A 25,901-nucleotide genomic window follows, 5' to 3' on the forward strand; every position below is an offset into this window, starting at 1 on the left:
AGGATCGGATGAAATGGCGCATCGTCGGCAATGCGTCTGAACGGAGTAATACCAAAAGAAAAGGTCAGCATTATGACAGGCATTGGTCATTTGCGAATTGGCGGGCGAAGTGTCGAGCGAAGGGGCATTCGACCCTGGCTCGCCGGAGCCGTGGCAGCAGTCCTCGCGCTGGGGTGCGTCACCGCGACACCGCACGCGGCGAGGGCCGCGACGGCGCCTCCGCTCGGCACGGTCACGAGTTACGCGGTCCTGGGCGGTTCCGCCGTCACCAACACCGGCCCCAGCGTCCTCACCGGAGACCTCGGCGTGAGCCCGGGGTCGGCGATCACCGGTTTCCCGCCCGGCCTCGTGGTCGGCGCCGTCCACGCGGCCGACGCCGCCGCCGCCCAGGCGCAGGCCGACCTGACCACCGCCTACAACAACGCGGCCGGCCAGGTCGCCGACGCCACCCTCGCCACCGAACTCGGCGGCGCGACCCTGACGCCGGGCACCTACAACTCCGCCCTGGGCACCTTCCAGATCACCGGGGAGCTGACCCTGGACGCGCAGGGAGACCCCAACGCCGTCTTCATCTTCCAGGCGGCCTCCACCCTCATCACCGCGTCCGCGAGCACGGTGAACCTCATCAACGGCGCCCAGGCCTGCAACGTCTTCTGGCAGGTCGGCAGCTCGGCCACGCTGGGGACCGGCTCCAGCTTCGTCGGCAACATCCTGGCGCTGACGTCGATCACCGCGACCACCGGCGCGGTGATCGACGGCCGCCTCCTGGCCCGCAACGGCGCCGTCACCCTGGACACGAACACCGTCAGACGCTCGCTCTGCGCCGCGCCGGTGTCACGGGAGACCTCGACCGCGCTGGCCGTGGCGCCCACGCCCGGGGTGCCGGGCGGGTACACCCTCACCGCGACCGTCACCTCCTTCGGCCCCAACCAGCCCACCGGGCCGGTCGGGTTCTTCGACAACGGGGTGAGCCTGGGAACCGCCGTGCTCGACAACAACGGCCGCGCCGTGCTGGCCGTGGTCCTCGCGCCCGGAAGTCACGGGCTCACGGCCGCCTTCCCCGGCACCGCCCTGCTGGACGCCAGCGTCTCACCGGTGGTGCCCGTGGTCGTCCCGCCGGTGTCGCGGCAGAGCGCGACCACACTGGTCGCGGTGCCCACGCCCGGGGTGACGGGCGGGTACACCCTCACCGCGACCGTCATCTCTCCCGGGCCGAACGCGCCGACGGGACCGGTCGGGTTCCTCGACAACGGGGTGAGCCTGGGAACCGCCGTGCTTGACAACAACGGCCGTGCCGTGCTGGCCGTGGTCCTCGCGCCCGGAACCCATGTGCTCACGGCCGCCTTCCCCGGCACCGCCCTGCTGGACGCCAGCGTCTCGGCGCCGGTGACCCTGATCGTCCCGGCCGTCGACGTCCCGGTGTCACCCGCCGGCACATCGTCCACCGGCGCCAAGCCCAGCACGAGCATCAGGAACCACCAGCACGACGACAACGTGATCAGGATCAGGGACCGTGAGCGCCACCGCCGCCACTGCTGCCGCTCGGGGGCCAGGTGCTGCCGCTCGTACGCCGGGGTGGACGAGAAGCCCGTTCTCCGTCGCTGACCACGCGCTCAAGGGGTGAGCGGAAGGAGGTGGCCGCCGGTCGCACGTCCGCTGGATCCGTCGCGGGGCCGTGACCCCGCGACGGATCCGCGGCCGGATTGTCGGAGTGGATCACTACTGTTCGCGGCATGTCCACCCCCCACCAGCACGTTGCCCCGCCGGCCGGGACGCAGGTCCCGGCGCCCGGCGTACCCCCTCGGACCTCCCGCCGCGAAGAGGTCTCCTGTCGTGAAGAGGTCTCCCGCCGGGAAGAGGCCGGTCGCGATGAAGAGGCCGGTCGTCGTGCGGAGGCCGTCGCGTGAGCGCGTGGGAGGAGATCCGCGGGCTCATCGACCGCCGGGACGCCGACGCCGTCGCGGCCCGGATCGCCGGGCTGGACGAGGAGGCGCGCAAGGAGGTCGCCGGTCACCTTCCCGGATACCTGAAGACGCTGCGCGGCCGGCGCGAGTCCTGGCAGAGGCTCGACGACCACGCCGAGGTGCTCCGCGCCGCCGGGGCGGGGGTCCTCCCCGGAGCGGCCGCCGTGGCGACCTGGCTGAACCGCAGGGACTTCACCAACAGCTGGAGCCCGCCGTACGGGGACACCGGGCGGATCATGAGGATCCTCGCGGCCCGGCCGGCGGAGTGGCGGGCCGACCTGGCGGGGCGGCTCGTGCTGAGGCTCCGGACGGCGGAGGACCGCGGCATGGAGCTGGCGCTCGCCCTGCTCCGCGCGACCGGGATCGAGGTGCCGGCCCACGATCCGGTGGTCGCCGGATGGGCGAGCGCGGCCGCCGCGTCCGCACCGCCCGCTCCGCACGAGGATCCGCTCCTCGACGTCATGCTTCCCCGCCTCTTCGAGGCCCAGGGGGTGGGGCGGGCCCTGCGGTGGGAGAGCGATTCGGCCGGGTCGTTGACGGTTGCCCTGAGCGCCCTGGCCGCGGCGGACGGGGCGAGACGGTCGGAGTTGCTCCGGGGATGCGTCAGGCGGTTCCTGCTGGGCGGTTCGGTGACGGAGCTGCGGTTCTTCGTCCGCCTGCACGAGGCCCTGGATCCCGCACCGCACGAGATCGAGCCGCGGGCCCGTGACTACCTGCGGCTGCTGCCCGCGGCCCCGGGGCCGGTCGCCGAGCTGGCGCTGCGGCACCTGCGCGGGCTCGACGGGCTCGACCCCCTCGACCTGCTGGAGGGATGGGAGGCGGTGCTCTTCCGGCCCGAGCGCAAGCTCGTCCGTGCCGGGCTCACCTGGCTGGACCGGCGGGTACGGCTCTCACCGGACCTGGCGTCCTCGATCGCCGGACCGCTGGCGCTCGCGCTCGCCGCCGACTCCGCCGAACTCCAGGAAAGGGCGCTGACCCTCGCGACCAAGCACGCGGCCCTGATAGGCGACGAGGGCCGTGCCGTCATCCGTGACGCGCTCGGCACGCTCCCGCCCGACCTCGGACGGCGTGCCTTCGCGGTCTTCGGCGGCGAGGAGCCGGCCGGGGCCGGTCCGCGGGACGGGTTCGATCCGCCCGCGCTCCCTCGGCCCGACACCCCGCGGCGGATGCCGGAACCGATCGGTTCCGTCGCGGAGATGGTGCCCCTGCTGGACGACTCCGACGACTGGCAGGCGTGGGAGCGATTGCTGGCCGGGTTCGTCGCCCTCACGCACCGGGACCGGGAGGGCACGGCCGCCGCGTTCAAGATCCACCTGCTCGGCAGGTACGAGAGCCTGTACGGAGTCCATTACCGGGACCGGGAGGACATGGCCGCCGCCCTGCCCGGCAGGCACGGGCACCTGCACGGAGTCCATCGCTGGAACCGGGTCCACCAGTGGCTGATCGGTGCCGCGTGTTCCCTCACCGGCATCGCGCCGGAGCGCGGCTCCTGGAAGAGCAGGCTCCCCGACACCCGCCGTCTCCCCCCGCCACGCCTGCTCCTGCTGCACCGGGCCGCCGAGATCCAGATGGCCGTGGAGCAGGACGTCGTCCCGCCCCTGCTGCTCGCCACCCCCACCCTCACGACCGGGCACGTGGAGGCGGCCGAGCTGGTGACGAGGCTGGAGGTCATCGAGGCCGCCGGGGCGAAGCCGCTCGCCGCCGACCTGCAGCAGGCACTCCTGCGGCTGCCGAGGGAGCGGGACGCGGAGGCGGCCGAACGCGCCGGACGGCTCTCCTCGGCGGACGGCCGTCTGGTCGCCCGATGGCTGTCCGGCGCCCGGCTCGCCGACCCGGTGGTGGAGATGGGCTGGTCCTACCCGGGATACGGGTACGGAGAGGTGATTCCCGTCCCGTCGGTGCGAGCGCAGGCCACCGGGCTGCCGCTCGTCGACCGGATGTTCGTCGACTCCCCGAGGCAGGGTGGCGGAATCCAGCCGGCCTGGTGGCCGTCGATGTTCCCGTCCCACCGCGAGGTGGCCGCCGCCTACCTGTCACAGCAGCTCCAGCACGAGCAGTGGCACCACATGGCCGTACGGCCGGGCCAGCTGCGCGAGCTCGCCCGGCTCGACGGGCCGCCGGGAACGGCCGTGGCGCTCGTCCTCGCCCGCCTGCTGGGAAACCCGGACACGCCGGAGGCCGTCGACGTCCTGCTGACGATGGCGGGCCGCGGTGACCTGCCGGCCGCCGAACTCGGCGGGCAGGCGGCGGCGCTGGTCGGACACGACCAGATCAAGCTCGTCCACCTGACGGCGGCCCTGGAGTCGGCGTCGCGCCAGGGCGCCCACAAGGAGGTGTGGACGGCGGTCGCCGCGGCGTTGCCGTCGCTCCTGCCCCAGGCCGGTCACCGGCCGCGCCACGGGCTGGCCGATTTCGTGGCGCTGGCCACCACCGCGGCGGCGTGGTGCGGCGCCCGCGGGGCGATCCCCGAGATCGAGGCCCTGGCGGCGCGCAAGGGATCGAGCGGCCTGCTCCGTGAGGCGCGTCGCCTGCACGGGCTGTTGACGGCGAAGGAAGGGTGACCACGCGCTCGAAGCACGACGAGGAGCGCCGGCTCGGCTGATCGGTCCAGGCAGGAGTGATCACCGCCCTGCCGGCTGAGCCGCCTTCCCGGCCTGGGCCGCCTTCCTGGCCTGGGCCGCCTTCCTGGCTTGAGCCACCTTCCTGGCCTGGGCCATCTCCCCGACGTGGGTCGCCTCGCCTTCTTGAACCGGGGGCTCTCCCGAACAGCCCCCTGAACCGGTCCCCGGCTGTCGGCTGTGAAGGTGACCATGAGGGTGGGCGGGCCGAGTCCCCGTCCACCTGGGGGGATCCGTCTGGCCCTCTGTCGAGGCGCGTGTAAGAAATCGAAGGATTCCAGCGGGATTCTGCATGGTCCTGCGGGTGCGGGCTTCGTACGTTGCTCCAACAAAGGACACGCCGCCGATACGGCACCGTAACAGTTTGTGTGTCTTTCCCGTACTCAACGGGAGCAAAGGTACATATGACGCAACATGGCAGAAATGCCACAAGGAGAAGGGAGCCGGCGATGATCCATCGGTCCCCCAGGAGAACACGGCCGGCCACGGTCCCCGGGGCCGCCCGGCCCGGGGCGTTCCGCGCGGGCGTCGGCGAGGAGTCCGAGGCCAGTGTCGCGGCCAGGCCGGTGTCGCCGATGCCGCTGGCGTTCGAGGCCGGAGTCGAGGCCGGAGTCGTGGCCGGGGCCGGCGTGGGTGGCCGAGGGTGACCGCGGTGACTCTCCCGGACGAGGGCCGCCTCCGGCGGCGCAGGCGGCGGCTGGTGGCCATCGCCTTCGCCTTCCCGGCGCTGGCGCTGAACCTGCTGGTGATCGCCGGCCCGGCGGTGAGCAGCCTCTACTACGCCTGGACCGACTGGAACGGCTTCTCCGCCCCCAGCTTCACCGGCCTGGACAACGCCAGACGGCTGATCGAGGACGCGACCTTCTGGAACGCCCTCGGCCACAACCTCATCTGGCTGGTGCTGTTCCTGACCGTGCCGATGGCGATGGGCCTGGTCGGGGCGTTCATGCTGTCGCGCGTCCGCCGGGGCGCCTCCCTGTTCCGGGTGATCTTCTTCATCCCGTACGTGATCGCCAGCGTCGTCAACGCGCAGATCTGGAAGAGCCTGCTCGACCCGGCCACCGGGATCGCCGCGCAGCTCGACAGGATCGGCATCACCTGGCTCAACGACGTCTACTTCTTCGGCGACTCGAACCTGTCGCTCTACAGCGTCGCGTTCGTCGACAACTGGCACTTCTGGGGGTTCCTGGTGGTGCTGTTCCTGGCCGCGATGCAGAGCGTCGATCCCTCGTTGTTCGAGGCGGCCCGGATCGACGGGGCCGGTCCGTTCCGCGAGTTCTGGCACATCACGCTGCCCGGCATCCGGGCGACCCTGATGTTCGCCCTCATGATCATCTCGCTCGGCGCGCTGCTGGCCTTCGACTACTCCTTCGCGCTCACCGCCGGCGGCCCGGCCGGATCCAGCGACCTGGTGTCGCTGCTGGTCAACCGGACCGCGTTCACCGCGCTCGAACCCGGCTACGCCTCGTTCATGGCGCTGGTGATCTCGCTGCTCGGCGGCGTCCTCCTGGTGATCTTCCACTTCATCCGCAGAAACGAGGACACGCGGTGACCTCCGGGACGACTTTCAAAACGACCCCCAGGACGAATTCCAAGACGACCCTCAGGACGACCCCCAGGACGATCTTCAGGAAGACCTTCGGGACGGGTCCCAGGACGACCTCCAGGACCTCGGGAGGGATCCAGCGGACCCCCGTCTCCTACGTCGTGCTGACCCTGCTGGCGCTGTTCGCCGGGCTGCCCCTGCTGATCCTGGTGTTCAACTCGTTCAAGTCGAGCCTGGAACTCGGCCAGAACCCGCTGGGCCTGCCGTCGAGCCTGGAGTTCGGCAACTACGTCGAGGCCTGGACGCGGGGCAGCATCGGCCGGGGCATGTGGAACAGCGTCGTCCTGGTGGGCGGCACGGTGATCGGCACCTGCGTGTGCGCGGGCGCCTGCGCCTACTCGATGGCACGGCTCGACCTGCCGTTCAAGCGGGGCATGGAGAACTACCTGTTCGTGGTGATCTCGCTGCCGGTGCAGATGTTCATCGTGCCGCTGTTCTTCCTGTGGTCGAACCTGAACCTGATCGACAGCCTGTTCGGCCTGGTCGTCATCTACGTGGCGCTGAACACGCCGTTCTCGGTGCTGCTGCTGCGCACGTTCCTGGTCGGCATCCCGAGGGAGCTCGACGAGGCGGCCAGGATCGATGGCGCCAACGAGTGGCAGATCGCCTGGCGCGTCATCCTGCCCCTGGCCAGGCCGGGGCTGCTCACCGTGGGGCTGGTGGCGGGCCTGGGGGCGTACTCGGAGCTGCTCTTCTCGGTCATCTTCGTGACCACGCCGGAGAAGCTGCCGATGGCCACCGCGCTGCTCCAGTACAGCCAGGGGCACACCCAGCTCTTCGGGCTGGTCAACGCGGCCGCGGTCATCATGACGCTGCCCGCCGTGCTGCTGTTCCTGTTCATGCAGCGCAAGTTCATCGCGGGCCTGGCCAGCGGTGGAGTGAAGGGTTAACGCGAGTGGTGCGCCCGGCGGTACTCGCCCGGCGACTTGCCGGTGAACTTCTTGAAGGCCACTCCCATGTACTCGGAGTGGCTGAAGTTCATCCGCCCGGCGAGCTGCGGCAGCGACCAGTCGGTCTGGATCAGCAGGTGGGCGAGGCGCTCCATGCGGACCCTGGTGATCTCCTCGTGGACGGTACGGCCCAGCGCCCGCGTGAACCGGTAGTCGAGCGAGCGCCGCGAGAGCCCCACGTGGCGCTGCACGGCCTCCACCGCGAGGCCGTCGTCGACGCGGTCCCGGATGAGCTGGAGCGCGCCGGCCACGATCGGGTCGTCGACGGCCAGGATGTCGCTCGACTGCCGGGTGACCACCCGGAGCGGCTCGATCAGGTGCAGCCTCGGCTCGAGGGCCTGGCCGGACATCATCTGGTCGAGCAGCGAGGCGGCGAGGAAGCCGGTGTGGGTGGTGTCGGGCTGGATGCTCGACAGCGGCGGCGTGGTCAGGTTGCAGATCAGCTCGTCGTTGTCGACGCCCAGCACGGCGACGGTGTCCGGCACCGCCAGACCGGCGATCTTGCAGGCTTCCAGGATCTCCTGCCCGGCGATGTCGTAGCAGGCCAGCACGCCCACCGGCTTGGGCAGCCCGAGCAGCCATCCGGTCATCGCCTCGCGTTCGGCGGCCAGGTCGCGGGTGTGCTCCATCTGGAACTCGTACGCGGCCAGGTCGTGCCGGGCGGCGTGCGCGGCGAAGCCGGTGCCGCGTTTCACCGACCAGCCGAACCGGGCGTCGCCGCAGTAGGCGACGTTCCGCAGCCCCCGCACGGTGAAGTGCTCGACGGCGAGCCGGGCGATCACGTCGTCGTCGGTCTCCACGCAGGACAGCTCGGGCGCCAGGTAGGCGGCGCTCAGGTCGACGGCGGGCACCCCGAGGCGGCGCACCTGGCGGGCGGTCTCGGCGTTCTCGATGCGGGCGATCACCCCGTCGCCCCGCCACCCGCCGAGCCACGACAGGTCGGTCTCCTGGCGGCTGTGCTCGCCCAGGTAGATCGACCATCCGGGGTGGGTGACGAGATATTTCTTGATCCCCACCAGCAGGCCCCTCGCGTAAGCGTTGGAGGTCTCGACGAGCAGGGCGACATGTCTGGTTTCCGCCATTTTCACAATGTAGTAAATCGAAGGAAGGCTGCGAGAAATTGCATGGTCCCAGTTCAGCGTCGTTCGTACCTTTGACGCCATGACAGAGAAGGTACGGGTCGCCATCGCGGGCCTCGGGTTCGGAGCCGAGTTCATCCCGATCTACCAGGCGCATCCGAACGCCGAGCTGGTCGCCGTGTGCCAGCGGTCGGAGGACTCCCTCGGCGAGATCGCCGACCGGTTCGGCATCGAGGGCCGCTACACCGACTACGACGCCATGCTGGCGGACCCCGACATCGACGCGGTGCACATCAACACCCCGATCGGCGCCCACGCCGACCAGTCGGTGGCCGCGCTGGAGGCGGGCAAGCACGTGGCGTGCACGGTGCCCATGGCGGTCTCGCTGGAGGACTGCGCCCGGGTGGTCGCCGCCCAGGAGGCGTCGGGCAAGGCGTACATGATGATGGAGACCGCCGTCTACACGCGGGAGTTCCTCTACGCGAAGGAACTGCTGGACAGCGGCGCGCTGGGCCGGATCCAGTTCCTGCGCGGCGCCCACATGCAGGAGATGGCGGGCTGGCCGGACTACTGGCGGAGCATGGCGCCGATGCACTACGCCACCCACGCGGTGGCGCCGCTGCTCGCGCTGGCCGGGGCGCGGGCCGCCTCGGTGCGCTGCGTGGGATCGGGACTGGTCGGCGGTCGCGATCCCGGGTCCGGCCTGCGCTTCGCCGTGGAGAGCGCGGTGTTCTCGCTGCGCGACTCCGACCTGGCGATGGAGGTCACGAGGTCCCTGTACGACGTCGCCCGCGAGTACGTGGAGAGCTTCGACGTGTACGGCTCCCTGAGGAGCTACGAGTGGCAGCAGCTCGAACGGGAACACCCGGTGATCTTCACCGGTGAGGACGGAGAGCGGAGCGAGGTCCCCGACTTCGCCCACCTGCTCCCCGAGGAGATCCGCCGCTTCACCACCAAGGGCGTCTACGGCGCCGACGGCGACCAGCACCTGTCCTTCACCCAGGGCGGCGGCCACGGCGGCTCCCACCCCCACCTGGCGCACGAGTTCCTGACGGCCGTCATCGAGAACCGCCGCCCCTTCCCCGACGTGTACGCCTCCGCCAACTGGACCAGCGCCGGGATCCGCGCCCACCAGTCGGCCCTGGAAGGCGTCGAGCTCGACATCCCGGGGTACGGCGATGACCACTGAACTGACCGTTCTCGCGGACGCTGGCTGGGCCGGGGTCTTCCACGCGGGCTCCCGGACCCCGATCGTGGTGCAGAACGCCACGCCCGGCAGGCGCCCCTTCGTCCACCCGATCGTGGTGCCCGGCGGCACCGCGGCGGTCACCGAGGACGCGCCCGGCCACCACCCGTGGCAGCACGGCCTCTACGTCGGCCTCAACGACGTCAACGGCGTCGGCTTCTGGCTGGAGGGCCTGCGCCCCGCCCACGCCGCCACCGACGGCACCTTCCACCCCCGCCTCCAGGGCACCCCCCAGGCGAAGGACAACCGGGCGTGGTGGTCGGTCGGCACCGACTACCGCCACCCCGACGGCTCCCTCCTCATGCGGGAGACCCAGGACTGGCTGCTCACCGACCACGGCGACCGCTACGACCTGGACGTCGTGCTCACCTTCCAGGCGGAGGTCCCGCTGACCTTCGGGCAGTACGCGTACGGCGGGCTGTTCCTGCGCATGCCGTACCGGAAGGAGACCGGCGGCCACGCGGTCAACAGCGAGGGTCAGGAGGACGCGGCGACGGAGGGACAGCGGGCCCGCTGGGTGGCGGTGCGGATGGCGGTGCCCGGCCACACCGGCGAGGCGCAGGTCGCGGTGATGGACCACCCCGGCAACCTCGAACACCCGGTGCCCTGGCGGGTCGACCACGAGTTCGGCGTCGCGCCCAGCGCCTGCGTCGCCGGGCCGTGGACCCTCGGCGAGGGCGAGAGCCGGGCCTTCCGGCACCGCGTCGCGGTGTTCGCCGAACCCGCCGGCCCCGAGACCATCGACGAGATCTGGACGTCGTTCACCACATGAGGACCACGATGAAGACGACGATCGCCGCCACCCCGGAGTTCGAGTGGCACTGGCCCTTCACGGCCGACCACCTGCTCGGCCTGCTGCCCGGGGCCACCCTGACCCGCCAGGCCACCCTGGAGGGCCTCCCCGCGGACACCGAGCGGCTGATCTCCCTGGGCGCGCTGCCCACGGGGGAGGACCTCGACCGGTTCCCGGCGCTGGCCGAGGTGTACGCCACCTCCGGCTACCGGTCCCCGCCCGAGACGGACGAGCTGCTGAGGTCGCGGGGGATCCGGCAGCTCACCCTGCCCTCGGAGGGCTACTGGGGCCAGTCGGTCTCCGAGTTCGCCCTCGGCCTCACGATCGGCGCGCTGCGGCGCATCCCGCAGACGCACCACGAGATCGTCCAGAGCCTCGACCCGTGGAACCACTCCTACGGCCAGTACTCCGACAACCCCGACTTCACCGCGGGCACCGTGGAGGGCACCCGGGTGCGGATCGTCGGCGCGGGCAACATCGCGAGCCGCTACGCCTCCTTCACCCACATGCTGGGCGCGGACGTCGCCGCCTGGGACCCGTTCGCCGCCGAGCCGTCCTTCCACCGGTCGGGCGCCCGCCGGGTCCACCACCTGGAGAACCTGCTCGCCGACGCGGAGATCTTCGCCCCGATGGTGCCGCTGCTGCCGGGCACCGAAGGGCTGGTCACCGCCGAGCACGTCCGCGCCCTGCCCAAGGGCTGCCTGGTCGTGCTGGTGACCCGGGCGGCCGTCGTCGACATGCCGGAGCTGCGCCGCAGGGTGCTCGCCGACGAGCTGAGCCTGGCCGCCGACGTGTTCGACGTCGAACCGGTGCCGCTGGACGACCCGCTCCTCGGGCGGCACAACGTCGTGCACACCCCGCACAACGCCGGACGCACCCGCGAGTCCAACCTCCGCCTCGCCGAGGCACTGGCCGCGCTCTTCCCGGAGTCAGGGCGATGATCAAGGTCGCGGTGGCGGGACTGGGGTTCGGACGGCAGTTCGTCCCGATCTACCGCGACCATCCCCTGGTGTCGTCCGTGGTGGTGGCCGACCCGATCGAGGGCTCGTCCCTTGACGACGTGCTGGCCGACCCCACGGTCGACGCGGTGCACGTCGTCACCGGGCTGACCGACCGGGCCGACCACGTCGTGGCCGCCCTGGAGGCGGGCAAGCACGTGGCGAGCACGGTGCCGATGGCCCTGTCGCTCGCCGACGTCGAACGGGTGCTCGGCGCCCGGGAGCGGGCCGGGACGACGTACATGATGATGGAGACCGCGGTCTACACGCGGGCCTTCCTGTACGCCGCGGGCCTCGCCTTCGGGGAGATCAACCACGCCAGGGGCGTGCACACCCAGGACATGACCGGCTGGCCCGGCTACTGGCGCGGCCTGCCGCCCATGCACTACGCCACCCATGCCGTCGCGCCGATCCTGCACCTGCTCGGCGCCCCGGCCGTGGAGGTCACCGCCCTCGGGGGCGGCCTGCTCGAACCGGAGAACCGGGGCGGGTACGACAACGAGTTCGCCGTCGAGTCGGCGCTGGTACGGGTGGCGGGCAGGAACACCGTCGTCGAGCTGACCCGCTCGCTCTACCAGGTCGCCCGCCCCTACGCCGAGACCTTCTCCGTCTACGGCGACCGGCTCGGTTTCGAATGGGACCGCGACATGGTCCTGCACACACTCCGGCCTCCGACGGAGGCGAGGGGCCGTCAGGTCACGACCGAACCGGTGATCCCGCCGGACCGGCCCGACCTGCTGCCCGAGGAGATCCGCGCGTACACGAGCGGCGGCCACGACGGTTCGCATCCGCATCTCGTGCACGAATTCGTGTCCGCCGTCGTCGAGGGCCGCCCGCCCGCGATCGACCACACCCGGGCCGCGAACTGGACGGCGGTCGGCATCGCCGCCCACGCCTCGGCCCGACGCGGCGGCGCGCCCGTCGCGATCCCCCCCTTCTGACCGGCAAAAAGGAGCCAGACATGGTCACACGTCGCCGTACGATCGCGTTGGTGGCCGCGCTCACCCTGCTCGGCGGTTGCGCCGCAGAGCCCCCCGCGGTCAAGAACAACACCGTCGTGCCCACCGCCGCCGCGGAGATCGGCGGCAAGGTCACGATGTGGTACGACCTCGATTCCAACGACGAGAAGTCGGTCAAGGAATTCGAGAAGTGGTACATCGAGCCGTACAAGAAGACATATCCAAAGGTCACGGTCGACGCGATCCCCAGCACCGGCGGCACCCTCGCCCAGAAGGTCAAGACCGCCCTCGCGGCCGGGCGCGGCCCCGACTTCATCGAGACCCCCGGCTCCTCCACCGCCATCCCCTACGCCGAGGCGGGCTACCTCACCGACCTCGGCCCGCTGGCCGAGAAGGAGGGCTGGAAGGAACGCATCCTGCCCTGGGCCTACGACATGGGCGTCATCGACGGGAAGTTCCTCGCCGTCCCGCTCTACTACGAGACCCTCGTCCTCTACTACAACAAGAAACTGTTCGCCGAGAACGGCTGGACCCCGCCGACCGACCGGGCCTCCCTGGAGAAGCTCGCGGGCGAGATGCAGGCCAAGGGCATCGTGCCGTTCGTCAACGCCAACGCCACCTACCAGGGCGCCACCGACTGGCTGGTCAGCTCGTTCATGAACGGCGTGGCCGGTCCCGCCAAGATCAACCAGGCGCTCACCGGCAAGCTGCCCCTCACCGACCAGTCGTTCGTCGACTCGATCCAGCTCCTGGCCGACTACTTCGGCAAGGGCTACTTCGCCGGTGGCGCCAAGCAGTACTTCTCCCTCCAGGACCCGCAGAAGTACGCCATGTTCGCCGAGGGCAAGGCGGGCATGTACATCTCCGGGAGCTGGGAGTTCGCCGCCCTGGACGAGTACTTCAAGGAGGCCGGCTCCGAGTGGGCCGAGGCGCCGCTGCCCCCGCTCGCGCCCGGCGTGCCCGCCGAGATCTACCCGCTGTCGGTCGGCGGCACCATGTCGATCAACGCGGCCTCCAAGAACCTCCCGGCCGCCGCCGCCTACCTGAGCTGGATGCTCTCGGACGTCACGACCATGTGGGAGGCCACCTCACTGGGGCTGCGGGTGCCGCTCCCGATCACCTTCACCCAGGCCGACGTGCCCCCGGGCGTGGACCAGCGGGTCGTCGACCACTACCAGAGGATCAACGACGCCTCGGAGAAGGGCGCCGTCGGGTACACCACCTGGACCTCCTTCGGCGGCAAGGCCGAGCAGTTCATCCTGGAGAACATCGACAAGGTGGTGAACGGCGACATGTCGGCGGCGCAGTTCTGCGCCGGTCTCGACAAGGCCTTCAAGGCCGACGTCACCGCGGGCCTCATCCCGCCTGTTTACTCCACCTCCGCGAAGGGCTGACCGATCTGACCGGGCTGGCCAGCCGGGCCGGGGTGACCGGGTTGATCAGCCTGACCGTGCTGACCGGGGTGACCGGGGTGACCGGGTTGATCAGCCTGACCGTGCTGACCGGGGTGACCGGGGTGACCGGGTTGATCGACCGGGCCGGGTTGATCGGGCGGGCAGGGCTGATCGAGCGGGCCGACCCGGCCGGCCCGGTCGGCCGCCGGTCCCCGCCCAGGGCCGGCGGCCCCCCGCGTGCGAGCATGTCCGGGTGACCGTACAGCCCGCACCACCCCCTCCCCAGGTCATGACCGGTGGCCTGACCTTCCTCTTCGCCGTCGCCGGTGGCGCGGCGGTCGGCAACCTCTACTGGGCCCAGCCCCTCCTCGACTTCATCGCCAAGGACCTGCACGCCTCCACCGCCGTCGCCGGGTGGCTCGTCACGGCCACCCAGGTCGGCTACGCGATCGGCGTCCTGCTGTTCGTCCCGCTGGGCGACGTCCTGGACCGGCGGCGGCTCATTCCCCTGATGCTGCTCGTGTCGGCCGTGGCGCTGGTGCTGTGCGCCCTGGCGCCGTCCTTCTGGCTGCTGCTGGCGGCGATCTCGCTGCTGGGCGTCACGACCGTGGCCGGGCAGCTGCTGACACCGCTGGCCGGGGACCTGGCCGTGGAGTCCCAGCGCGGCCACGTGGTCGGGACCGTGACGTCGGGCATCCTGACGGGCATCCTGATCTCCCGTACGATCAGCGGCCTGGTCGCCGGGTTCGCGGGCTGGCGGACCATCTTCGCGGCCGCCGCCGTCGTGGCCGTCCTGCTGGCGGGCCTGCTCTACCGGAGGATCCCCGAGCTGGAGCCGAAGACGCGGCTGCCCTACCCCCGGCTGATCGCGTCGGTGTTCGCGGTGGTACGGCGGGAGCGGGCGGTGCGCTGGACGCTGCTGCTGGCCGGGACCGGCTTCGCGATCTTCACCATGTTCTGGACGTCGCTCACCTTCCTGCTGAGCTCGCCGCCCTTCGAGTACCCCGTCCCGGTGATCGGCCTCTTCGGCCTGGCCGGGCTGGCCGGGGCACTGGCCGCGCGGCGGGCCGGACGGCTGCACGACCGCGGCTGGTCCCTCCCCGCCACGGGGATCGCGTGGGCGCTGGTGCTCGCGTCGTTCGTCGTCGCGATGTTCGCCGAGCGGTCCGTGCTGCTCGTTCTCGTCGTGGTGGTGCTGGTCGACGTGGCGATCCAGGGGCTGAACATCCTCAACCAGACGCGGATCTTCTCGGTGTCCGACGAGGCGCGGAGCCGGTTGAACACGACCTTCGTGACGGGGAACTTCATCGGCGGGGCGATCGGGTCGGCCGCCGCCGTGGTGCTGTGGTCGGTGGGGGAGTGGCGCGCGGTGAGCGTCGCGGGCATGGCGCTGTCGGTACTCGCCCTGGCGATCTGGGCGATCGGCCGACGAGGAGCACTGGTCGTGTCGTGACCGGCCGCACCCCCGGTCGTCCGCCGGAACCGCGGCGCGTTCGCCGTCGCCGCGCGGGGCCGTGGGCGGGCCCGCTCATCGACCGGGTGCGGTCGCCGACGGCGGAGCGGACGCGTCCCTACCGGCCCCGGCTCCGGTGCCTGCTCACCATCCCCGCGGCCAGGGGAGCGCCCGCGAAGTCACCGGCCGCCACGCGGGCCGCGACGGTGCGGCGTACGAGACGGTCGGCCAGGGAGGGGGCGTGCCTGCCGACCATCATCTCGACGCGTCCCCGGGCGGTGGTCGCCACGTCGCGCGGGGCGCGGCGGGCGGTGACGGCGCGGACGATCGCGTCGACCACGCCCTCGACGGGTTCCGGCCTCGACACCGCGTCCAGCGACAGCCCCGCCTGCCGCGTGCTGTCGTGGATCGGGCTGCGGACCATGCTCGGGTAGACCGTCGTCACGCCGACGTGCGTGCCGACCTCCAGCCGGAGCGCGTCGGCGTAGGCCGCGAGGGCGCGCTTGGAGACGCCGTACGCCGCCGCCAGCGGCAGCGGCAGGAGCGCCATCCGCGAGGCGATGAAGACCACCCGCCCGCGCGTGCGTACCAGGTGGGGCATGACCGTCGCCGTCACGCGCCAGGCGCCGAGGAGGTTCAGCCGCAGCTGCGCCTCGACCTCCTCGCCGGGGGCGAGCTCGGCCGGGGCGGGCCCGCCGCGTCCCGCGTTGTTGACCAGCAGGTCGATGCCGCCGAGCAGGTCCGCGGCCTCGGCCACCGCGGCGTCGACGGACTCCTGGGAGGTGATGTCGCACGCGATGATCGGGATCTCGGAGTCGCCGGGGTGGGCCGTGCCCACGATGTCCAGGCCGACCACGCGCGCGCCCTGGGCGGTGAACCGCGCGCTCATCGCCCTGCCGAAGGTGCCCGCCGCGCCGGTGACCAGGATCCGGCGCCCGGCCAGCGCGCGGGACGGGGCGGCGCGCAGCTCGCGGTCCATGACGCGGAGATATTGGTCGACGTCGATCCGCATGTGGGGCCTGCGCCCTCCCCAGCGGTCGCGGGCGGCGTCGAGCTCGGCGGAGGCGATCCTCCGCGCGGTCGCGGGGTCGGGCAGCCGGTGGGTTCCCGCGCGTACGGCGGCCACGAGGCGGCTCTGCGCCTCGACGACGGGCAGCGCCGAGCCGGTCGACTGCATCAGCCCGACGTAGCTGATCGTGTCGTCGCCGATGGGGAAGACGTGGCGGTAGAGCAGCGCGCTCGCCGGGTCGGGCATCGTCGCGGTGTCCAGGAACGGCGTCACGGCCCGGTAGCCGGTGCACCAGACGATGTGGTCGACCTCGTCCACCCGGCCGTCGGCGAAATGGACCCGGGGGCCGTCCAGGCGCGCGATGCCCTGGCGGGCGAGCACCTTCCCCTCCGCGATCAGCCGGGGGACGGAGTCGCTCAGGGTGGGGTGGTCCTGGAGCACGCCCTCGCGGGGCGCGGGCAGGCGCGGCCCGGCGGGCTTCCGGTCGGCGACCCTGAGCACCGCCTGGGAGACCACCTGCCGCACCCGCCAGGGCAGCAGGGCCGCGAGGGCGCCGTTGAGCTGGTCGGAGGGGCGGCCCAGCAGCCGCTTGGGCAGCACCCAGACCCCCCGCCTGGCCGACAGCAGCACGGCGGACGCGTGACCGGACAGCTCGGCGGCGATGTCCATCGCGGAGTTGCCGGTGCCCACCACGAGCACGCGCCTCCCGGCCAGCCCGGCGGGGGTGACGTAGTCGTGCGCGTGCGACTCGGTGCCGGTGAACGTCCCCGGGTACGGAGGTTCGGGGAGCCGGGGCTCGTGGTTGTGGCCGTTCGCCACCACCAGGTGCTCCACCGTCTCGCGGTACGGTCCCTCGGGGCCGGTCAGCTCCAGCTCCCAGCCGTCCCCGGTGCGCCGGGCCGATTCGAGCGTCGTGCCGAACCTGAAGCGCTCGCCGACCCCGAAGCGGTCGGCGTAGGACCGCAGGTATTCGAGCAGCTGGGCGCGGCTCGGGTAGTCGGGCCACCCGGCGGGCATCGGGAAGTCGGAGAACTCCGTGCGCGGCTTGCTCGTGTTGAGGCGGAGGCCCTCGTAGGAGGCGGTGTCGGCGTCCAGCCGCCACAGGCCGCCGAGGGAGGCGGCGCGCTCGACGCCGAGGACGGGCAGACCGGCCTCAATGAGGGCCTTGGCCGCGGCGATGCCCGCCGCACCGCCGCCGACGACGGCGGTCACCCCGCGATTCGGCGTACCGCCGGTGGCGGTCCTGCCGCGGCCCGCGTCGGCGGTCACGCTCCGGTCCGGGGTGCCGCCGGTGGCGGTCATGTCGTGGCCCGCGTCGGCGGTCACGCTCCGGTCCGGGGTGCCGCCGGTGGTCTCGGGCGCGCTCCGGTCGGCCGGGTCCTCGCGGTCGGCGGCCGTCACCGGGCTCGCCACGCCGTCGCCGCCGGCCGCTTCCCGGCCCGCTTCCCTCGCGCCCATCCGTTGCCTCCCATATTCCATCGGTTGATGGAATTATTGGCCGTCCGAGGCGCCCGCGCCAGGGGTCGTGTAGAGCCGGTCGACGAAGCGGTGGGCGTAGGCGCGGAACTCGCGCCTCTCGCGGTCGCCGATCACGGCGTCGCCACCGTGGCCGTTCGGGCCGTTCGGACCGTTTGGGCCCTTCAGGCCGTTCAGGGCGCTGAGCGCGGTCACGTGGCCGTGGGCCGCCCAGACCAGGCTGCGCACGGTGATGTGCGGCGTCGGCTCGACGACGAGGCCGCGGGTGGCCGCCTCCAGCAGGGCGCACTCGATCTCGCCGTAGATCGGCAGCGAGTACGCCTCGTCCAGGGACAGGTGGAGGCTGGGGTCCAGCCACCGCCGCAGCCACAGGAACGTGGTCTGGGGATGCTCGTCGAGGAAGTCGACGAACGCGTCCACCAGGGCGTGCATGGCGCCCACGACGTCGCCCGGGGGGTCCGAGCGCACGGCGGCGAGGAAGGCGCGCACCGGCGGGGTGAGCGTCGCCTGCTCCAGCTCGAAGACGCGCGCGAAGCAGGCGTCGTACAGGGACGCCTTCGACGGGAAGTGGTGGTGCACGCTGGAGACGTCGATCCCGACCCGGGCGGCGATGTCGCGCATGGAGACGCCGTCGGCGCCGTGCCGGGCGAAGAGGTCCGTCGCCTCGGTGAGGATGCGGTCGGGCGTCGACGGCGCCGGCGGCGCCGAGCGGTCCCTGGGCGGGCGCCCCCTGCGGCGCGCCCGGGGCGCGGAGACGCCTTCCCCGCCTTCTCCGCCTTCTCCGCTTTCCCGGCTTTCCCGGCTTTCCCCGGCTTCCCGGCTTTCCCTGCCTTCGCTGCTTCTTCTGCTCTCCCCGCTCTTCCCGCTCTTCCCGCTCTTCCTCATGCCGGACAGTCTGCCAGGATCGTCGGGTCTCACAATCCATCGTGGGATCGATTAACTCGCTCGTGAGCCCGTCCGGGGCCGTCTTGATCCGTACGGACACGCCTGTCCGAGGCGGTGGGCTCCGAGACGCGACCCCGAACCCGGCGTTCCCTTTCCACCCGGCCCGGTGAGGACTGATGCTCAGCCCGGTGAGGAGACGGAGGCGTCCGGCAGGGCGGCCAGGGACCTGATCTCCTCGGGTGTGAGCGCTTCGCCGCGTCCGTGTTCGGCGGCGAAGCGCTCCTCGCCCAGCGCGTCGCGGATCCGCGCGGTGATCCGTTCGATGTCGCCGCGCTCCATCGGGGTGAGGGGAACGGAGTTCGACGCGCGGGTCGCGGCGCCCGCGCCCAGGAGCAGGGCGGCGCGCTCGTGGTGCCCGGCGACGGCGAGGGCTCCGGCCAGGCCGTACACGGCGACCGGCATGTCCCTCGCCCCGCCGATCCTGGCCACGAGGTCGAGGGCCGACAGGTGCAGGGTGAGGGCCGTCGCCGCGTCGCCGCGCTGCTCGGCGACGAAGCCGAGCTCGGTCACGATCATCGGGAGGTACGGCGGCGGCTCCTCGCTGCCGGGCGGGGTGCGGTCCAGCACGTCGCGCAGGTGGGTCTCCGCGATGTCGAGGCGGCCGTCCCTGCGCGCGGCGAAGGCGAGTCCCATCCGGGCGAAGGTCTGCCCCGCCTGGTGCCCCTGTTCCACGGCGAGCCGCAGCGACCTCTCGCTCCACTCCACCGCCCGCGCGTGGTCGCCGCGCTGCAACGCGATCCAGCCCAGCCAGCCCAGCCGCCCGGCGAACTCCGTCCACAGCCCGAGCTCCTCGGCCAGGCGCATGCCGTCGCGCTGCAGCCGTTCGGCCCGGTCGAGGTCACCGGTCATCTCGGCCAGCGCGCCGAGCCAGCCGCCCGCCTCCAGCTGCCCCCAGCGCTCCCCGAGCTCGCCGAAGATCCGCGCGCTGCGCTCGCCGTCGCGTTCGAGCCCCTCCAGGTCGCCGCGCACGTGGGCGAGCTTGGCCCGGAGCGCGAGGGCCGCGGCCGTCCCCCACCGGTCGCCGAGCGCCTCGAAGGAGGGGAGCGCCCGCTCCAGCAGGTCTCCGGCGGCGGACAGGTCGCCCAGGTCGAGCCCCGCGTAGGCGAGGATCCACCACGCCCTGGCACGCCCGCCGGGGTCGCCCGCGTCCTCGTACGCCTCCAGTGCCGCCCGGCGGAGCCTCTCCCGGTCGGCGACGGCCACCTCACCCCTGAGGAACTCGACCGCGGCCTTCCAGGTGAGGGCTTTGGCCCGGAGCGCGGCGAACGAGCCGCCCTCGGGAACGCCCCCGGAGCCACCCCCGGAACCGTCGGCGGTGTCCGGCTCGCGGTCCCGGAAGGTGCCGGATCCGTGGACCCGGCCGCTGCCCGGTTCGCGGTTCTCGGCGGTGCCAGGTTCGCTGTCCCGTACGATGCCCGGTTCGCGGTCCCGGACGGTGCCGGGCTCGTGGGCCGGGAGGACGGTGGCGGGGGGCTCGCCGGGGACGGCCAGCGCTGCCGCCAGGGATCGGCGGGCCTCGGTCAGCCGGCCGCGCAGGAACCAGTACCAGGCCATCGCGCCTGCGAGGCGCAGCGCGCCGTCCGCGTCGCCGTTCCTGACGGCCGCGTTCAGCGCGGCACGGAGGTTGGCGGCGTCGGCGTCGAGACGCCGCAGCCAGAGCCGCTGGTCCGCCTCGTAGAGGCGCGGCGCGGCTCGCTCGGCGAGGCCGGTGTAGTGGCGCAGGTGCCGCAGCCGCACCCGCTCGTACTCCCCGGACCGCTGGAGGCGCTCGACGCAGTACGCCGCCACCGACTCCAGCAACCGGTACCTCGGCCCGTCGGCGCCGTCCACCATGACCACCAGCGACCGGTTCACCAGCCGCGCCACCAGGTCGAGCACGTCCTCGGCCGGGATGTCGTCCCCCGCGCAGACGGCCTCGGCGGCGTCCATGGCGCAGCCGTCGGCGTGCACGGCGAGGCGGCGCAGGACGGCGCGCTCGGCGTCGGTCAGCAGCTCCCAGCTCCAGTCGATCATCGCGGTCAGGGTCTGCTGGCGCGGCGGTACGCCCCGGTGGCCGGTGGCCAGCAGTCGGAACCGGTCGTCCAGGCGGGCGACGAGACCGTGCACCCCCAGGGCGGGCACCCTCGTCGCGGCCAGTTCCAGCGCCAGCGGGATGCCGTCCAGCCTGCGGCACAGGGCCGCGACCGCCGGGGCGGTGTCCGCGTCCAGGGCGAACCCCCGGGCCGCGGCGGACGCGCGTGCCACGAACAGCCGTACGGAACCCGTCCGTTCCAGCGCGGGGATGTCGTCGGCGGCCCGGTCGGGGACCTCCAGCGGCGGGACGCTCCAGACCACCTCGCCGGGCAGGGCGAGCGGCTCCTGGCTGGTCGCGAGGATCCGCAGCCCCGGGGCGGCGCGCAGCAGCAGCCCGGCCAGTTCGGCGACCGGTTCGACGACGTGCTCGCAGTTGTCCAGCACCAGCAGCAGCCGCCGGGGGCGCAGGGCCTCGGTGAGCCGGTCGGCGGCGGTCACCGGTCCCGTGCCGCCCGCGCCGCCCGCGGCGTCCTGGACGTCCAGCACCGTCATGATCGTCTCGGCCAGCCGGTGGACCGCGTCCTCGTCACCGGGACGGTCGAGCGCGGCCAGCTCGACCAGCCAGACGCCGTCGCGCGCGCTTCCGGGGGAGACGCCGGCGGTCTCGATCGCGAGACGGGTCTTGCCCACGCCGCCGGGCCCGGTGAGCGTCACCAGCCGCTCCTTCTCCAGCAGGGCGCGGATCCCGGTGACGGCCTCCTCCCTGCCGATCAGGCCGGTGAGGGGCACCGGGAGGTTGCCGCCGGGCCTGTCCGGGGGAACGCCGGGCGCGGCCAGCGCCGGGTCCTGGGTGAGGACGGCCCGGTGCAGGGCGACCAGGTCGGCGCCCGGATCCAGGCCCAGCTCGTCGGCGAGCAGGACGCGCAGCTCCTCGTAGCTGTCCAGCGCCTCGCTCTGCCGCCCGGAGCGGTACAGGGCACGCATGTGCGCGGCGCGCAGCCGTTCCCTGAGGGGGTACGCCATGAGCAGGTCGCCGAGTTCCACGGCGAGCCGGACGTGCTCGCCCAGCTCCAGCCGTACCTCCGCGCGGTCCTCGTGGGCGGTGAGCCGCTGCTCCTCCAGCCGCGCGATCGCGGGGCGCGCGAAGGGCTCGTCGCCGAAGTCGGCGAACGCGGGGCCGCGCCACGACGCGAGCGCGTCCGCCAGCAGCGCCGCCCTGGCCGCCGGGTCGTCCCCGGCCCGGCCCGCCTCGTCGAGCAGGCGCAGGAAGGCGGCCACGTCGGTGTCGGCCCCCACCGCGTAGCCCGCGGGGCGGCGGACGACGAGGTCCCGGCAGCCGGGTTCGGCGTCCTCCAGCACCCTGCGCAGCTGCGAGACCTTGGCCGACAGGGCGGCGGCCGGGTTGCCCGGTGGGTCGTCGCCCCACAGGTCGTCGATCAGCCGGTCGGCGGGCACCGGGCGTCCCTCGTGCGCCAGGAGGTCGGCCAGCAGGGCGCGGACCTTCAGGCCGGGGATCGCCACCGGCTCGCCGGAGGTCGTCCACACGGCCAGTGGCCCAAGCACCCCGAAACGCATGAAGGCCACGATAACGCCGTGAGCTCCCCGGTTTACCACGGATTACCGCGCTCCCCGGTCCGGCCGTAAAACGACGGGAGCTTTTCCGTAAAGGGGGTGCGGCATGGTGGAACACGTCGGACCGGGGACGGACGCGAGGGAGGTACGGAGATGCGGGAGGACGAGCGGCTGCGGCTGGCGGTGATCATCGGCAGCACCCGCGACGGCCGGTTCGGGCCCACCGTGGCGGGCTGGTTCGCCGCCAGGGCCCGCAGGCGCGGCGATCTGGACGTCGACCTGATCGACCTGGCCGAGACCGGCCTGCCGCAGACCCTCGGCGACCAGGACGGGCCCGTCCCCGCCGAGGTGGCCGCCCTGGCGCCGAGGCTGGCGGCCGCCGACGCCTTCGCCGTGGTCACCCCCGAGTACAACCGGAGCTTTCCCGCCCCGCTGAAGACCGCCATCGACTGGTACTACGAGGAGTGGCAGGCCAAGCCCGTCGCCTTCGTCGCCTACGGCAGGGACTCCGGCGGCCTGCACGCGGTCGACCAGCTCCGCCAGGTCTTCACGGAGCTGCACGCTGTGGCCATCCGCGACGCCGTCACCCTTCCCCGCTACTGGGACCTCTTCGCTCCCGACGGGAGCTGGCCCAGGGCCACCGCGGAGTGCAACACCGCGGTGCGTACCACGCTCGACCGGCTGACCTGGTGGGCCCGCGCCCTGCGCGACGCCCGGGCCAGGAGCCCGTACGTCACCTGAACCCTTCTCTCATTCGGCCCTTGTCTTACGTGAACGACACGGAGGAAATCATGCGCAAGATCATCGCTATGACCAACACCACGCTCGACGGCTTCATCGACAACCCCCACCTGTGGTCCATGCAGTACGTGAACGAGGAGGTGCAGGCGTACGTCATGAACCTCACGCTCGGCAGCGACACGCTGCTGCTGGGCCGGGTCACCTACGTGGGCATGGCCCAGGCCTGGCCCGGCAGGAGCAACCCCTACGCCGACCACGTGAACGGGCTGACGAAGTACGTGGTCTCCTCGACCCTGGAGAAGGCCGAGTGGGAGAACTCGACCATCGTCCACGGTGACGACCTCGTCGCCACGGTGACCGAGCTGAAGAAGCGGCCCGGCGGGGACATCATGATCTGGGGTTGCGGACAGCTGACGGACACGCTGATGGAGCACGGCCTGCTCGACGAGTACCGGCTCCTGGTCTCGCCGGTCATCCTCGGCCAGGGGCAGCGGCTGTTCCGGGGGGAGAACGTCACGGCGACCCTGGAGCTCGTGGACAACACGACGTTCGGCAGCGGTCTCATCGCCCTCGCCTACCGCCCGGTGAACGCGACGGGAGCCCCGGTGGGAGACCAGCCGAACGCCGGCTGAGCGACGCGATTGGACAACACGGAACCCCGGAGGCGCGCACCGCCTCCGGGGCTTCGCGCTGTCCGTGTTTCCCGTGTTCCCCGCGTTTCCTTGTTCTCCGCGCGGTGCCGGCGTGGACGCCGGCCTTGTGCCCCGCGAGATCTCGGGGCCCGCCGTTCGCGTCTCCCAGTCAGCAACGGGTTCATCCCCGCCGGTGGCGGGAGCGCCGCCCGATTTCCTTCGTACCCGCCGGGATGTCCGAAAGGAATGAGTGGTCCGTCGACATCCAGGAAAAGCAACGGGCGCTCCGCGAAACCAGACACCGCCGCAGGATAGCGGCAATCTTTTATCTGGGTAAACATGGAGCATTCTTGCTTGTGGGGATGAAACAAGAAACGCCCCATCGAACCCGATCCGCACGAGTATGGTGAGGCGTTCCGAAATCATCTTTTCAGTACGAACGGACAGCCGTCGGCGACCAGCACGGGAAACATCTGGGTCTTCGGATACTCGGCGAGTGGTCGCATACTGAAGGTTCTGCTGACGCCGGACAAGACGACGATCGTGACAGCCGCCTGGCCAGACGAGTAGGAGCCCATCGTGAGACTGGACTACGACCTGGACGTCGGTGCCCTGTACATCCAGATCGCCGAAGGCGACATCGCCCGCACCGAGACGATCGACGAGGAGACCCTCGTCGACGTGGACGCCACAGGTGCTGTACTGGGCATCGAAGTGATCTCCCCAGCGACGCGGGTATGGCCTTTGGAGAGGATTCTGCAAAAATACGCTTTCTCCGCAGAAGAGGCCGAGCAGTTGCGTGCGTACTTCAAGGGATCGTCCGGCGAGCCGCAACCTGCTCCGACGATTCGCGTTGAGCAGAGCAAGCCGTTATGCGCGGTGTAGCGTTCTCCTGAACGAAAAGCCTCCGTCCTGACTCTCACGGGCGGGGGCTTTCTGCCGCCCGTTTTCCCTGTTCGCCGTCGAGTGGCACGTCATGGGTACGGTCGCCTGCTTGTCTCCCGAGCAGATCCTCGACGAGCCGGGAGACGCGGGCGGGTCTGACCGCGGGTTTTCCGGATGGGACGTCGGAGTGCTATGGAGGCACCCGGGTGGGTGCCTCCACAGCGGCGGTCATCGTACGGACCAGCGCTGCGCCCCGGTGCCGTTGCAGTCCCACAGCCGTACCAGGGTCCCGTTCGCGGTTCCGCTCGCCGCCACGTCGAGGCACTTGCCCGACCCGGCGCCCACGATGGTGCCGTTCGCGGTGAACGTGAACCTCTGCGCGGTCCCGCCGTTGCACGTCCAGATCTGCACCTTCGTGCCGTTGGCCGTGCCGTTGCCGTTCACGTCCAGGCAGCGGTTGCCGTAGACGCGCAGCTCGTCGGTGGCGGTGCGGGTCCAGCGCTGGTTGGTCCCGCCGTAGCAGTCCCAGATGTGTATCTGCGCGCCGGGGGTGGTGCTGACCCCGGAGACGTCCAGGCAGCGGTTCGACTGCGGGTTGGACAGCGAGACGGCGGTGCCGACCGGCGGTACGGCCGCCTGGACGAGGCTGCCGGGCACCGCCTGCAGCGCGGCGAACCAGCGCTCCGCCATCTTGGCGTAGCCGGTCGCGTTCGGGTGGAGGCCGTCGGCGAGGTCGGCGGTGGTGAATCCGGAGTGCATGTCGACCAGGTGGGTCATCGGCCCCTTCTGCGCGACGATGCCGGGGACGGCGGCGTTGAAGGCCTGGATCCGCGCCTCGATCGTGGGGTCGGCGGACGGTGTGATCCTCGCGACGAAGAGCTCGACCGCCGGCGCGTTGGCGCGGATCTTGTCGATGAGCGCGGACAGCCGGGCCGGCGCGGCCGCGACGTTGTAGTTCTGGGTCATGTCGTTGGTGCCGATGTGCAGCAGGATGGTGCGGGGGGCGAAGGTCTGCAGCCAGCCGACGATGTTCGTGTCGATCTGGTCGATCCGCCACCCCGAGTGACCCTCGTGGTCGTGGTCGCCGAGGGTGGACGGCCCGTTGAACCCGGACCCGACGAAGTCGACCGTGTACTGCCCGGTGACCAGCCGCTGCCACAGGTTGACGCGGTAGCCGCCGGGCACGTTGAACCCGTCGGTGATGGAGTCGCCGAGCGGCATGACGCGTACGCCGCCGTTCGACTCGGCCTGTGCCGAGCTGGATAATGTCGAGCCGGTCTGTGCCGAGCCGGATTGTGCCGAGCCGGTCTGTGCTGACGCGGTTTGTGCCGATGCGGCCGTCGTCGTCAAACCGGCGGCCGTGAGGGCGAACCCGAGCACGGCGGCCCAGAACCGCCTGGAGTTCCGTCGCATAGCTGATCCTTTCGTCCGCACCGTTCCGGGGCAGGGCCTCGACAGGCCGTGACGGGGGCGGGTGCGTGGTTCAGGGGGGTGGAAAGGTCCGCTGCTGGCTGGTGCCGTCCGTGCGGTCCGCGATCAGGGGCGGGTGCCGTGACTCATGAGGTGTC

General features: G+C 71.9%; 20 protein-coding genes. 15 read left to right on the top strand and 5 right to left on the bottom strand.

Annotation, left to right across the window (positions count from 1 at the left end; translation table 11 throughout):
• Positions 1–150: 150 nt before the first annotated feature.
• The 5 genes from ABT053_RS20140 to ABT053_RS20160 all read left to right on the top strand — a co-directional run bounded on the left by ABT053_RS20140 (position 151) and on the right by ABT053_RS20160 (position 7,078).
• Positions 151–1,605, top strand: coding sequence for an ice-binding family protein (locus tag ABT053_RS20140; RefSeq protein ID WP_350970620.1), 1,455 nt, complete (start codon positions 151–153; stop codon positions 1,603–1,605).
• Between the two features lie 298 nt (positions 1,606–1,903).
• Positions 1,904–4,525 (top strand): DUF7824 domain-containing protein, encoded by a 2,622-nt coding sequence (locus tag ABT053_RS20145; protein WP_350970621.1) that lies wholly within the window; start codon positions 1,904–1,906, stop codon positions 4,523–4,525.
• A gap of 506 nt (positions 4,526–5,031) precedes the next feature.
• Entirely contained in the window at positions 5,032–5,229 is a 198-nt protein-coding gene (locus tag ABT053_RS20150; protein WP_350970622.1) for a hypothetical protein, read from the top strand.
• A 5-nt stretch (positions 5,230–5,234) separates the two neighbouring features.
• A complete protein-coding gene (locus tag ABT053_RS20155) occupies positions 5,235–6,134 on the top strand; it encodes a carbohydrate ABC transporter permease (protein WP_350970623.1) in 900 nt (299 codons plus the stop codon).
• Positions 6,131–7,078, top strand: a complete 948-nt coding sequence (locus tag ABT053_RS20160) for a carbohydrate ABC transporter permease (RefSeq protein ID WP_350970624.1) — start codon at positions 6,131–6,133, stop codon at positions 7,076–7,078. Before ABT053_RS20155 ends, ABT053_RS20160 begins: the two co-directional genes overlap by 4 nt.
• Here the strand turns inward: ABT053_RS20160 and ABT053_RS20165 are convergent.
• Positions 7,075–8,220, bottom strand: a complete 1,146-nt coding sequence (locus ABT053_RS20165) for an AraC family transcriptional regulator (RefSeq protein WP_350970625.1) — start codon at positions 8,218–8,220, stop codon at positions 7,075–7,077. The genes ABT053_RS20160 and ABT053_RS20165 overlap by 4 nt on opposite strands.
• A gap of 79 nt (positions 8,221–8,299) precedes the next feature.
• On the opposite strand from ABT053_RS20165, the gene ABT053_RS20170 reads away from it, so the two are divergent.
• The 7 genes from ABT053_RS20170 to ABT053_RS20200 are packed head-to-tail and all read left to right on the top strand — an operon-like array spanning position 8,300 to position 15,060.
• Entirely contained in the window at positions 8,300–9,406 is a 1,107-nt protein-coding gene (locus ABT053_RS20170) for a Gfo/Idh/MocA family protein (RefSeq protein WP_350970626.1), read from the top strand.
• Entirely contained in the window at positions 9,396–10,235 is an 840-nt protein-coding gene (locus tag ABT053_RS20175) for a DUF6807 family protein (protein WP_350970627.1), read from the top strand. Before ABT053_RS20170 ends, ABT053_RS20175 begins: the two co-directional genes overlap by 11 nt.
• Before the next feature lie 8 nt (positions 10,236–10,243).
• Positions 10,244–11,197 carry an NAD(P)-dependent oxidoreductase gene (locus ABT053_RS20180; RefSeq protein WP_350970628.1) on the top strand — a complete coding sequence of 318 codons (954 nt, stop codon included), beginning with the start codon at positions 10,244–10,246 and terminating at the stop codon, positions 11,195–11,197.
• Positions 11,194–12,195: a Gfo/Idh/MocA family protein gene (locus ABT053_RS20185; RefSeq protein WP_350970629.1), complete on the top strand. Its 1,002-nt coding sequence runs from the start codon at positions 11,194–11,196 to the stop codon at positions 12,193–12,195. Before ABT053_RS20180 ends, ABT053_RS20185 begins: the two co-directional genes overlap by 4 nt.
• 20 nt (positions 12,196–12,215) lie before the next feature.
• On the top strand, positions 12,216–13,607 hold the full coding sequence (locus ABT053_RS20190; RefSeq protein WP_350970630.1) for an ABC transporter substrate-binding protein: 1,392 nt from the start codon (positions 12,216–12,218) through the stop codon (positions 13,605–13,607).
• A gap of 41 nt (positions 13,608–13,648) precedes the next feature.
• Positions 13,649–13,864, top strand: coding sequence for a hypothetical protein (locus ABT053_RS20195; RefSeq protein WP_350970631.1), 216 nt, complete (start codon positions 13,649–13,651; stop codon positions 13,862–13,864).
• Complete coding sequence (locus ABT053_RS20200) at positions 13,861–15,060, top strand: MFS transporter (protein WP_350970632.1); 1,200 nt, start codon at positions 13,861–13,863, stop codon at positions 15,058–15,060. Before ABT053_RS20195 ends, ABT053_RS20200 begins: the two co-directional genes overlap by 4 nt.
• A 118-nt stretch (positions 15,061–15,178) precedes the next feature.
• On the opposite strand, the gene ABT053_RS20205 is transcribed toward ABT053_RS20200, so the two are convergent.
• From ABT053_RS20205 to ABT053_RS20215, 3 genes are all read right to left on the bottom strand, one after another.
• Positions 15,179–17,527, bottom strand: a complete 2,349-nt coding sequence (locus tag ABT053_RS20205; protein ID WP_350970633.1) for an SDR family NAD(P)-dependent oxidoreductase — start codon at positions 17,525–17,527, stop codon at positions 15,179–15,181.
• Positions 17,528–17,560: 33 nt separating this feature from the next.
• Positions 17,561–18,430, bottom strand: coding sequence for a TetR/AcrR family transcriptional regulator (locus ABT053_RS20210; RefSeq protein ID WP_350970634.1), 870 nt, complete (start codon positions 18,428–18,430; stop codon positions 17,561–17,563).
• Positions 18,431–18,610: 180 nt separating this feature from the next.
• Positions 18,611–22,078 (bottom strand): AfsR/SARP family transcriptional regulator, encoded by a 3,468-nt coding sequence (locus ABT053_RS20215; protein ID WP_350970635.1) that lies wholly within the window; start codon positions 22,076–22,078, stop codon positions 18,611–18,613.
• Between the two features lie 150 nt (positions 22,079–22,228).
• Here ABT053_RS20215 and ABT053_RS20220 point away from each other — a divergent pair, with 150 nt between their 5' ends.
• The 3 genes from ABT053_RS20220 to ABT053_RS20230 all read left to right on the top strand — a co-directional run bounded on the left by ABT053_RS20220 (position 22,229) and on the right by ABT053_RS20230 (position 24,333).
• The gene (locus tag ABT053_RS20220; RefSeq protein ID WP_350970636.1) at positions 22,229–22,816 is read left to right on the top strand and encodes an NADPH-dependent FMN reductase; all 588 of its coding nucleotides are present in this window, start codon (positions 22,229–22,231) and stop codon (positions 22,814–22,816) included.
• Between the two features lie 50 nt (positions 22,817–22,866).
• The gene (locus ABT053_RS20225) at positions 22,867–23,448 is read left to right on the top strand and encodes a dihydrofolate reductase family protein (RefSeq protein ID WP_350970637.1); all 582 of its coding nucleotides are present in this window, start codon (positions 22,867–22,869) and stop codon (positions 23,446–23,448) included.
• Positions 23,449–24,027: 579 nt separating this feature from the next.
• Positions 24,028–24,333 (top strand): DUF2283 domain-containing protein, encoded by a 306-nt coding sequence (locus ABT053_RS20230; RefSeq protein ID WP_350970638.1) that lies wholly within the window; start codon positions 24,028–24,030, stop codon positions 24,331–24,333.
• Positions 24,334–24,561: 228 nt separating this feature from the next.
• Here ABT053_RS20230 and ABT053_RS20235 read toward each other — a convergent pair whose 3' ends face one another.
• Entirely contained in the window at positions 24,562–25,746 is a 1,185-nt protein-coding gene (locus tag ABT053_RS20235; protein ID WP_350970639.1) for an RICIN domain-containing protein, read from the bottom strand.
• Between the last annotated feature and the right edge of the window lie 155 nt (positions 25,747–25,901).

It is taken from the genome of Streptosporangium sp. NPDC002524, from assembly GCF_040295985.1.
GTDB lineage: Bacteria > Actinomycetota > Actinomycetes > Streptosporangiales > Streptosporangiaceae > Streptosporangium.